This is a genomic window from Sphingomonas sp., assembly GCF_036387535.1.
In the GTDB taxonomy this organism is placed as follows: domain Bacteria; phylum Pseudomonadota; class Alphaproteobacteria; order Sphingomonadales; family Sphingomonadaceae; genus Sphingomonas_R.
Map to the genome: position 1 here is coordinate 22,465 of NZ_DASVTO010000151.1, position 9,472 is coordinate 31,936.

Below are 9,472 nucleotides of genomic sequence, written 5' to 3' on the forward strand. Positions count from 1 at the left end.
GCGGCCGGTTCATTCCACGGCGCGCAGCCGGGCGCGACCGGGTAGCTGGCGGCGAAGCAGTTCATCGACGCGGGCGGCAAGATCGACCTGGCGGAACGGCTTGGCCAGGCGCGGGACGTCCGGCGGAACATCCTCACCAGCCGCCGCATAGCCGGTGATGAGCAGCGCCGGCAGGCGAATGCCGGTGGCGCGCAACTCGTTGATCATCGCGGCGCCGGTCATGGCCGGCATCAGATAGTCGGTGACGATCAGATCGACCTCCACCCCCGACCGCAGCGCCGTCATCGCCTGGCTGGCCGAACTGGCCTCCACCACCGAATAGCCGATGTCGCGCAGCATGTCGGCGGTGGCAAACCGGACGATCTCCTCATCGTCGACCAGCAGCACCGTCGCCGCGCGGCGCGCCGTGATCGGCTCGGCGGACCGCCCGGTGTCGCGATTGGCGGCTTCATCGGTCGCGGGTAGCCACAGTTCGACCGACGTGCCCTCGCCGGGCGTGCTGGACAGGCGCAACGTCCCGCCCGATTGCGCGGCAAGGCCGTGGATCATCGACAGGCCCAGCCCGGTGCCCTTGCCGACGCCCTTGGTCGAGAAGAAGGGCTCCGTCGCGCGGGCCAGCGTCGCCTTGTCCATGCCGGTGCCGGTGTCGGCGGCGCGGACATGGACATAACGGCCGGGCGCGAGATCCAGCAGATTGCGCTCCGCCGCAGTCGTACTGCCGACGGTGATGGTCAGCCGCCCGCCGCCCGGCATGGCATCGCGCGCATTGATGGCGACGTTGAGCAGAGCGAGTTCGAGCTGGTTGGGATCGACGCGCGCGGACGGCAGGTCGTCCGGCACTTCCAGCACCACCTTGATCGTCGGGCCAAGCGACCGGCGGATCAGGTCGACGATGCCGTCGATCAGCGCGCCGATATCGACGGCGCGGGGTTGCAGCGCCTGGCGACGGGCGAAGGCGAGCAGGCGCTGCGTCAGCGTGGCGGCGCGCTCGGCCGCCTGCAACGCACCGCTCACCATCTTCTGCGTCCGTTCGTCATCCTTGTGGCGACGGCGGACGAGATCGAGGCTGCCGACGATCGGGGTCAGGAGATTGTTGAAATCATGCGCGACACCGCCGGTCAATTGACCGATCGCATCCATTTTCTGCGCCTGCGCCAATTGCGCGTCGGCTTCCTTGCGGTCGGTGACGTCCGTGACGACACCGGTCAGGCAGAGCGGGGTTCCGTCCGTGTCATAGCGGACCCGGCCCTTCTTCGTGATCCAGCGCGCCTGCCCATCGGCGCCCATGATCGCACATTCGACATCCAGCGTGCCGGTGGCGATCGCCTGATCAAACGCGGCCGCGACCGCCGCCCGCTGTCCTGGCACGACATGGCTGAGCAGATGATCGACCGTCCAGCTGGGTTGCATTTCCGAGTAGCCGAAGATCGCATCGTGGCGAAGGGTGCGTCGTGTCTCGCCGGTGACGAGGTCCATGTCCCAGCTGCCCATGTCGGCGGCGTCGAGGGCGAAGGCCAGACTGTCGCGCGCGGCCTCCAATTCGCTGGTGCGTTCGGCAACCGCCTGTTCCAGCGTGGCGGCGGCCGCCCGCACCTCATATTGCCGGCGCCGGGCCTTCAGGGCGGATCGCACGGCGCCCAGCATCGCTTCGGCATGCAGCGGACGTTCCAGCAGGACCACGTTGCCGAGGTCGCCCAGCCGACCGGTCGCGGTGGCGGTGCGCGGCGCGCGGCCGCCATTGGCGAGCACCACGAACGGAAGATCCGACCAGGTCGGTTGCGCCGCGACCCAGGCGGACAGCGTGGAGCGATCCTCCATGGCCAGCGCCTCCTCGGTGATGAGCACCGCGCCGACCCCGCGATCAAGTTCCCGCACCAGGGCCGACAGATCATGGCAGATGTCGGCCGTTAGATCATTCCGCGCGAGAAGATCGGATGCGATCACCGCATCCCGCCCGCGCGGCGCGAGGATCAGGATCCGGTCCTCCATCACTGCGCCTGATCGCTGACCATTTCCCCGATCCGGCTGGCGAGCAGTGCGCGGCCTTCACCCGAGAAGGTGGGAACGCCGGTCAGGACGCCCTGGAAATCGCGGAGCGGCGCACCGAACAGGATGCCGCCGGCATCGATCCGGAATTCCCGGATCGTGCGTTCATGCTGCGCGGTTCGGGTCTTGATGACCGAAATCGCCTGGCGAACCTCTCCAAACGCCTCGAAATAGCGGAGCTGCACAGCGGTGTCGGCCAGATAGCTGAGATCCACATCGGCGCGGATGTCGCCCATGATCCCGTGCATGCCGAGAATCAGCAGGGTGACGACGCCCCGTTGCCCGAGATAGGTCAGCAGTTCGTGCATCTGCAAAACCAGAAACTGCTCGTTCGGCATGGATTGCAGATAGGCGTTGAGACTGTCGACCACGACGATCCGTGCCTGATGCTCCTCGACCGCGTCGCGCACCGCCGCCGCGAATTCGCCGGGCGACAGTTCGGCGGGATCGATCGCGCGCAGTTGCAGCTGCCCATTTTCCAGGAACGGGTGGAGGTCCATGCCCAGCGCCGCCGATCGTTTGAGCAGGGTCGGCTGCCGTTCATCGAACAGGAAATAGGATGCGTTTTCGCCGCGTTTCAGCGTCGCGACCAGGGCCTGAACGCTGGCCGTGGTCTTGCCGACACCGGCGGGGCCGGTCAGCAGCGTGGCCGTGCCGGGAACCAGGCCGCCGCCCAGCAGCGAGTCGAACTCCGCCGAACCGGTCGAGATCGGCGTATCATCATAATCGGTGCGGTGTTCCGCCGCGACCAGCCGGGGATAGACCTGCAAACCGCCGCGGGCGATTTCAAAGTCGTGATAGCCGCCGCGATAGCGGACGCCGCGCATCTTCACGACATGCATCCGTCGCCGTTGCGTACCGAAGCCCGACAGGGTCTGTTCCAGCGCGAGCACGCCGTGCGCGATGCTGTGCAGTTGCAGGTCGCTGCCCGACGCGCTCTTGTCGTCCAGCACCAGCACGGTGCATTTCCGGGTCGAGAAATAATGCTTCAGCGCCAGGATCTGTCGACGATAGCGGATCGGGCTTTGCGCGAGCAGGCGCAGTTCCGACAGGCTGTCGATCACCACGCGTGCGGGGCGGACCGCATCGACGCGCGCCATGATCGCGCGCACCGTCTCGCCCAGTTCGACCTCGCTGGGATGCAGCAACGTCTGTTCCTGATCCTCGCCCAAACCGTCCGCGGGCACCATCTCGAACAGCGTCAACGGATCCAGCGACCAGCCGTGCGTGCGCCCGACGGCGCGCAGTTCGACCTCGGTTTCCGCCAGCGTGATGTACAGGCCGATTTCGCCCGCGGCGGCGCCGGCGAGCAGGAACCCCAGGCCGAGCGTGGTCTTCCCGGTTCCGGGCGTGCCTTCCACCAGATAGAGCCGGTCCGGCGTCAGCCCGCCGTTCAGGATGTCGTCCAGCCCGACAATTCCGGTGGAGGCGAAACGGTCATCACGGTCATCGTCTAGCGGCACATGCGGTTCCTATGTTCGGACATGCGGTGCGATCCCCGGCGTCCAAAAACCATCGTCGTTTAAGCAACGGCCGATCCCGCGCAAAGTGCCACGATCCCGCCAGCCGCAAAAAAGAGATTGCGGATGCGAAACAAATCTCCTGAAATCACAGCGGCTTGGGCGGTTGGTGCTGCAACGATCCGGAGCACGGATCGTAGAGCCGACAGGTCAGTGACGAGGGTGATGATGACATCGGGGGTGATCGCGGCGGGGTTCTGGGGCCTGGTGGGCGGATCCGCGCTGCTGCTGGGTGCCATGATCGCGTACTGGATCGCGCTTCCGCAGCGGCTGATTGCCGCGATCATGGCGGTCGGATCGGGGGTGCTGATCTCCGCCGTGGCGTTCGACCTGATGGACGAGGCGTTCCGGCGCGGGGGGTTCGATGCGACCGCCTCCGGGTTTCTGGGCGGCGCGATCGTCTACACCGCCGCGAACATCATGGTATCCAGCCGCGGTGCGCGCCATCGCAAGCGCTCCGGGTCCAACCCGGCGGAGAGCCAGCCGGCGGCCGGCGATGATTCGGGGCTGGCGATCGCGATCGGCGCGTTGCTGGACGGCATTCCGGAATCGGTGGTGATCGGCGTCAGCCTGCTTGCCGGCGGCGGCGTCAGCATCGTCACGGTGGCCGCCGTGTTCCTGTCCAACATACCCGAAGGCCTGTCGAGCGCGGCCGGCATGAAGAAGGCGGGGCGGGGGGCCGGCTATATCTTCGGCGTCTGGGGCGGCATTGCGCTCCTGTCCGGGCTGGCCGCGATGATCGGCAATGTCGCACTGGCCGGCAGCAGCCCCGACCTGATCGCCGCCGTCACCGCCATCGCAGCCGGCGCCATCCTCGCCATGCTGGTCGACACCATGATCCCCGAAGCGACCGAAAGCGCCCACAACTATTCCGGCCTGATCGCCGTCACCGGCTTCCTGCTGGCGTTCGTTTTGACGAAGCTGGGAGGGTGAGAAGATGGTGGACGCACTTGGGCTCGAACCAAGGACCCGCTGATTAAGAGTTTGATGGTCCGCGCTTCCGTCAATTTCGGATGGTGTCGCTAACTCGCCTGTTTCCGTGACTTTCGTCCGCTACGTCTGCCCGTAAGTTTCCGTTGGCCTCACCTCGTTTCGGTTGTATTGATTACGTGGCGATTAAGCGGAGTGATTATGGCCGGGCTGAAGATCACAAAGCGTGCGGTTGATGCGGCCCCCGTGCCTGCTGCCGGAGATGCTTATTTTTGGGATCAGGATCTGAAAGGGTTCGGCCTCCGCGTCACCCCAAAGGGCGTTAAATCCTACGTGGTGCAGTACCGCATGAAGGGGATGCCGGCGCGCCGGGTGACGATCGGACAGCACGGATCGCCATGGACCCCCGAGAAGGCGCGCGACCATGCGCAATCGCTGCTGATCGAAGTGCGGCAGGGGAGGGACCCGGTATTGGCTGCACGCAAGCGCCAGCGGGAAACTGTGGACCTTGAGTTTGGGGCTTATATCGAGGCTTTCACGGACGGCTATCTAAAGATCGAGTGGGCGGATAGCTGGGCGGACGGCAAGCAACAACTGGTCCGCCATGTTCTACCGCATCTGAAGGGCAGGGCGCTTCCCCGTATCGAGAAGCACGAAATAGCCGCGGCTATCGACAAGCTGCGCAGCCGTCCGGCGCTTGCCCGAAACACCCATGCAGTTGTGCGCAAGCTGTTCGCCTGGGCTGTCGACCGCGGCGACTTGAAGCATTCCCCGGTTCCAGGCGCTCCGCCGGCCGTCAAGGCGCGTAAGCGGATCATGTCCCCGGACGAGATAGTGGCGATGTGGAAAGCGTCCTACGGGCTGGGCGAGCAGTTTGGCCCGTTCGTCCGAATGCTGGTCGTGACTTTGCAGCGCCGTAGCGAGGTCGGCGAGATGCCGTGGGCGGAAGTTTCCGAGATGCATGGCATGTGGCGGCAGGCTGGCGAGCGAGTGAAGAATGAGGATGACCACCTCGTCCCGCTAAGCGCGCTTGCGATTGCGGAACTGGACGCCTTGGCGATGGGGCCTGCGCCAGAGGCAGGCGCGGACAAGAAGCCGTGGAAGCGGAAAGGGTTTGTCTTCACGACAACCGGGGAAACGCCAATCTCCGGGTTCAGCAAGGCAAAGGCCCGGCTTGATAAGCTGATGCTGCCCATCCTTCAGAAGATGGCGGACGCTCGCGCCGACGCGCTGGGCGAGGAACGCGAACTGGCGTTCCTGCCGCCGTGGCGCTTCCACGACATCCGCCGCACGGGCACGACGCAGATGCAGGCGCTCGGCATCCCGATTGAAGTAACCGAGAAGGTCATCAATCACCGGTCTGGCGAAACCGCCGGCATCCGGGGTGTCTACAATCTGCACGCCTATACGGACGAGAAGCGCAAGGCGCTGGACGCCTGGGCAGGCTTTCTCGTCGATCTGATCGGTGCGGCCGACGCTGCACCCAACGTGGTTCCGATCGCCCGTCGAGCGTGAACGAGAGTGGGGCGGCTAGGGTAGCTCCCGAACGGCTGGTTATCCGCCCAGCCTGCCGCCCCACGACTTTGCGGACGCGCTGGGAGGCGTTGATATGGGCATGTTTGGGCATCAAGCAAAACCGACGTTCTGGGATGCAGGGCGAGAGAACAAGTGGCCGAAAGATATTGTGGGCTGGATTTTCTTAGGGCGAGCGATCCGCCAAATAGGCAAGGCGCTTTACCCTGACGAATGGAAGGGCAGTGAACCGGGCATTGACCTCTTGGCCATTGCTGCGCGACCTCCCAGCTTAGCTGCTTCCTGTGCGACCTCCCCGAATTTGGGTGCGTCGCTTGGTGGGGGTGTCATCGAATACATGCGGCGCACCGCACCTTATCAAGGCGACGTGAAGCGCCGCGAAGACGTTTACGAAAGCCTGACGGTTTATTTGCAGGCCGGCGGGCTTCGGAGCGCAACTAGGCACGATCCCACTGGAGAAATGTTGCCGTGCCCGCCGTTCTGGTGGAACGCAGACCATCTCGAAGGGCGGTTCTGCGATTGCCGGTTGGACCGGCGGCACCCAATGGGCGGAGTAATGGCAATAGATCATCAGTGGATCTTTGTCAGTGCCGTTGGGCTGGACAAGATTATTGGCCTGATAGGAAGTAACGAAGATCAGGAGGTGTTTACGTTTGAGGAGGCGTCAGAAGAAAACGTACCAGCCTCATTTGGCGATCATCCTCCTCGCCTCAAAATAGACGAGATGCGCCGGGTCGCTGCTGCATTGGAGGAGCAAGGAATAGTTAAGCGCAAACTGACAAAAGACGATGTCGATAGAGAATGGGACACCGCCTACGGGATTGCGCCGTACAAGAAGGAGATTGAGGCGCTAATGAAGGACGGGCGAGCAGGGAGGAGGCCCAGCAAATGAAACGACGTTTGATTTAAACGAAACGTCGTTTTTCAGTCGTTGAAGCCGCATTTCTTCTGCTTTCAATAGGTATCCGCGACGCACCTATGCGGCGCTCTATCGCGGAGCCTCACAATGTCCCCAGATGAATTGCTGACCACGGACGAACTGGCGGCAGAAACCAAGACCCCAAAGAGCCGGTGGGATAAAGCCCGGCTGACTGGCGACGGTCCCCCCTTCATCAAGATCGGCCATCTTGTTCGCTATCGTCGGAGCGACGTTCGGGCGTGGCTTTCTGCTCAGCCGTGCGTCACGTCTACCTCTCAGTTGGTCGCAGCTTGATCCGCTATGGCGGCTGCAACGCCACGGGTAGCGAAGCCCGTTAAGCGAAAAGCCCGCCCCGGTGCAACGGGACGGACCTTTCTGGAAACACAAAACGACTGCGAATCCACAGATAGCACCACCACCGCGCGCGTTCAATTCCTCGTCTCGGCCTGCGGGTTGACGACGGGTCGCGCTCGGCTGGTCGCTGCGTTCGCCTGGAGTGACGCCCATGCCTGATGCAACACCCTTCACCGACCACCGCGCCGCCGCCATGGCCCTCCTGACCAGCGGAGCAGCCCTCCGTTCTCGAGAAGGCCAGTTCCTCGGCGGCATCGCGTTCGACAGCAACCCGCTGTCCGAAAAGCAATCGAATTGGCTGCGCGTGCTGCTCGACAAGCACGGCCTACCTGAATTGGAAGGGGATGCGGCATGACCTATTCGGAACCCGATATGTACTCATCCACCCCCGGTCATCGTGGTGTGGACACCTCGATCGAAGCGGCGGACGCCATCGCCTCCGTTACGGCACGCCTCCAACGGGCGGTGCTGGCGTGGATCAGGGCCAAGGGCGCTGACGGTGCAACGACCGTCGAAATTGCGGACGGGATCAAGGTTGACCGGGCCAGCGCGCAACCCAGAACCTCTGAGTTGCGCCAGCTCGGGTTGATCGATGACAGCGGCCGGCGTCGCCACAACCCGAACGGCAAGCGCGCGATCGTCTGGGTCGCGATCGGGGGTGCCGCATGAGCGACACCGTAATCCGCTTCGCCGCCGCGCGGCCTATCGCTCTTGCGCGAAAAGCCAAGCGCGATCCGTTCTTGGGCCTGCATCCGCGCCGCAAGGCCATCACGATCGATCCCGAACCTGATGGAACGTTCGGCGTCCGGCTCTGGCCTCGCGATACGGCTGGGGCGGAAGCGTTCTTCCATAAATACGCCACGGCAACCGAAGCCCGCAGCCGGGCACACGCCGCCGTCCACCGCCATCCGGAGGTCTATCAATTCGTCGTCGACCGGTCGGAAATGCCAGCCGCGGGGGATGACGTATGAAGATCGATAGCTTTCCCCACATCATCGCTCGCGCGCTGGTCGTCGAGCAGCTTAACCCGGATCAGTGGCACGTCGCATTGCGTGGTGACGAGGCCCCGGCCGAGTCGCTGGAAGGACTGGCCAGTGGCGTTGCGTCGTTCGCTGGGGCCATGTCCTATGCGATTGAAGTCGCGGACACGACTGGCCTTCCGGTGCTGGTCGAGCCGCACCAGCGGCCGGCAACCCCTATCCCCTATCCGCCATCCTCGCCTGCGTTCTGGCACCACCGGTTCCGCCGGTCGATGGGCTTGGACGACATCCTATATGGCCCGGCCATGTTCGGAGGCGCGCAATGAACGCCCGCTTGAGCAACGATGACTTTCGGCGCGCGATTGATGACGCCAAGTCCCGCCACCTGCTGTCCGATATTATCGGCCGCAAGACAAAGCTGAAGCCACGGGGGAAACAGGAGAAGGTCGGGCTTTGCCCCTTCCACCCTGACCGGACGCCGTCTTTCGAAGTGAACGACGACAAGGGCACCTATCATTGCCACGGGTGCGGCGCTGGCGGTGACGCCATGACGTTCCTTACGAAGGCTGAGGGCCTGACCTTCCAACAGGCGTTCGAAGCGCTGACCGGCGACGACTCCCCCGTCATCTCCGACGAGGATCGGACGAAGCGCCGGCAGGAGGCGGCGGAGGCTACAGCGCGGCGCATCCAGTCGGGTCGGCGCGTCTGGGATCGCGCGGTGCCTCCGGTCGGCACACTGGCGGAGGTCTATGCCCGGTTCCGCGGCATCATGGCACCGTTGCCCGATACCGTCCGGTTTGCGCGTCTCGACTATCGGGATCAGGAAACCGGCACGGTCATCGCTACGAACGTCCCCGTTATGGTCTGCGCATTGCAGGACGGTGCCGGCTCGGTGGTTGGTGTCCAGCGCATCTATCTGCGCGAGGATGGCAAGGGCAAGCTGGCGGTGCCTAAGCCAAAGCTGTCCCTCGGCGTCATCGTGGGATCGGCGTTTCGGGCGTCTGGGCACGATCTGGGCGGCGCGGCCGGCGTGATCGCGGTCGAAGGGGCCGAGGATAGCTTGACGCTCGCACAGGGCATCCCCGGCCGTCCTGTGCTGGCAACGTGCGGAACGGCGCTCCTGTCCCGGTTGGAACTGCCGGCGCACGTCCGTGAGATTATGCTTGCGGGTGACAACGATGCGGCGGGGC

Annotated in this window: 11 protein-coding genes; 9 read left to right on the plus strand and 2 right to left on the minus strand. The window is 64.5% G+C overall.

What is annotated here, in order from left to right:
• Positions 1-9: 9 nt before the first annotated feature.
• Complete coding sequence (locus VF649_RS13755) at positions 10-1,989, minus strand: ATP-binding protein (RefSeq protein ID WP_331012526.1); 1,980 nt, start codon at positions 1,987-1,989, stop codon at positions 10-12.
• Positions 1,989-3,509, minus strand: a complete 1,521-nt coding sequence (locus VF649_RS13760; RefSeq protein ID WP_331012527.1) for an ATPase domain-containing protein — start codon at positions 3,507-3,509, stop codon at positions 1,989-1,991. Before VF649_RS13760 ends, VF649_RS13755 begins: the two co-directional genes overlap by 1 nt.
• A 225-nt stretch (positions 3,510-3,734) precedes the next feature.
• Between VF649_RS13760 and VF649_RS13765 the strand changes: the two genes are divergently transcribed.
• The 9 genes from VF649_RS13765 to VF649_RS13800 form a co-directional block, all read left to right on the plus strand.
• Positions 3,735-4,499 carry a ZIP family zinc transporter gene (locus VF649_RS13765; protein ID WP_331012528.1) on the plus strand — a complete coding sequence of 255 codons (765 nt, stop codon included), beginning with the start codon at positions 3,735-3,737 and terminating at the stop codon, positions 4,497-4,499.
• Positions 4,500-4,697: 198 nt separating this feature from the next.
• Positions 4,698-6,011 carry an integrase family protein gene (locus tag VF649_RS13770; RefSeq protein ID WP_331012529.1) on the plus strand — a complete coding sequence of 438 codons (1,314 nt, stop codon included), beginning with the start codon at positions 4,698-4,700 and terminating at the stop codon, positions 6,009-6,011.
• 94 nt (positions 6,012-6,105) lie between these two features.
• Positions 6,106-6,921, plus strand: coding sequence for a hypothetical protein (locus VF649_RS13775; protein WP_331012530.1), 816 nt, complete (start codon positions 6,106-6,108; stop codon positions 6,919-6,921).
• 114 nt (positions 6,922-7,035) lie between these two features.
• A complete protein-coding gene (locus tag VF649_RS15210) occupies positions 7,036-7,242 on the plus strand; it encodes a helix-turn-helix transcriptional regulator (protein WP_414713683.1) in 207 nt (68 codons plus the stop codon).
• A gap of 211 nt (positions 7,243-7,453) precedes the next feature.
• Complete coding sequence (locus VF649_RS13780) at positions 7,454-7,657, plus strand: hypothetical protein (RefSeq protein WP_331012531.1); 204 nt, start codon at positions 7,454-7,456, stop codon at positions 7,655-7,657.
• On the plus strand, positions 7,654-7,971 hold the full coding sequence (locus VF649_RS13785) for a hypothetical protein (protein ID WP_331012532.1): 318 nt from the start codon (positions 7,654-7,656) through the stop codon (positions 7,969-7,971). The genes VF649_RS13780 and VF649_RS13785 overlap by 4 nt, the downstream gene beginning before the upstream one ends.
• The gene (locus tag VF649_RS13790; RefSeq protein WP_331012533.1) at positions 7,968-8,273 is read left to right on the plus strand and encodes a hypothetical protein; all 306 of its coding nucleotides are present in this window, start codon (positions 7,968-7,970) and stop codon (positions 8,271-8,273) included. The genes VF649_RS13785 and VF649_RS13790 overlap by 4 nt, the downstream gene beginning before the upstream one ends.
• Positions 8,270-8,608 carry a hypothetical protein gene (locus VF649_RS13795; protein ID WP_331012534.1) on the plus strand — a complete coding sequence of 113 codons (339 nt, stop codon included), beginning with the start codon at positions 8,270-8,272 and terminating at the stop codon, positions 8,606-8,608. Before VF649_RS13790 ends, VF649_RS13795 begins: the two co-directional genes overlap by 4 nt.
• The coding region (locus VF649_RS13800) for a CHC2 zinc finger domain-containing protein (protein ID WP_331012535.1) at positions 8,605-9,472 on the plus strand (868 nt) is incomplete at its 3' end. The genes VF649_RS13795 and VF649_RS13800, both read left to right, overlap by 4 nt.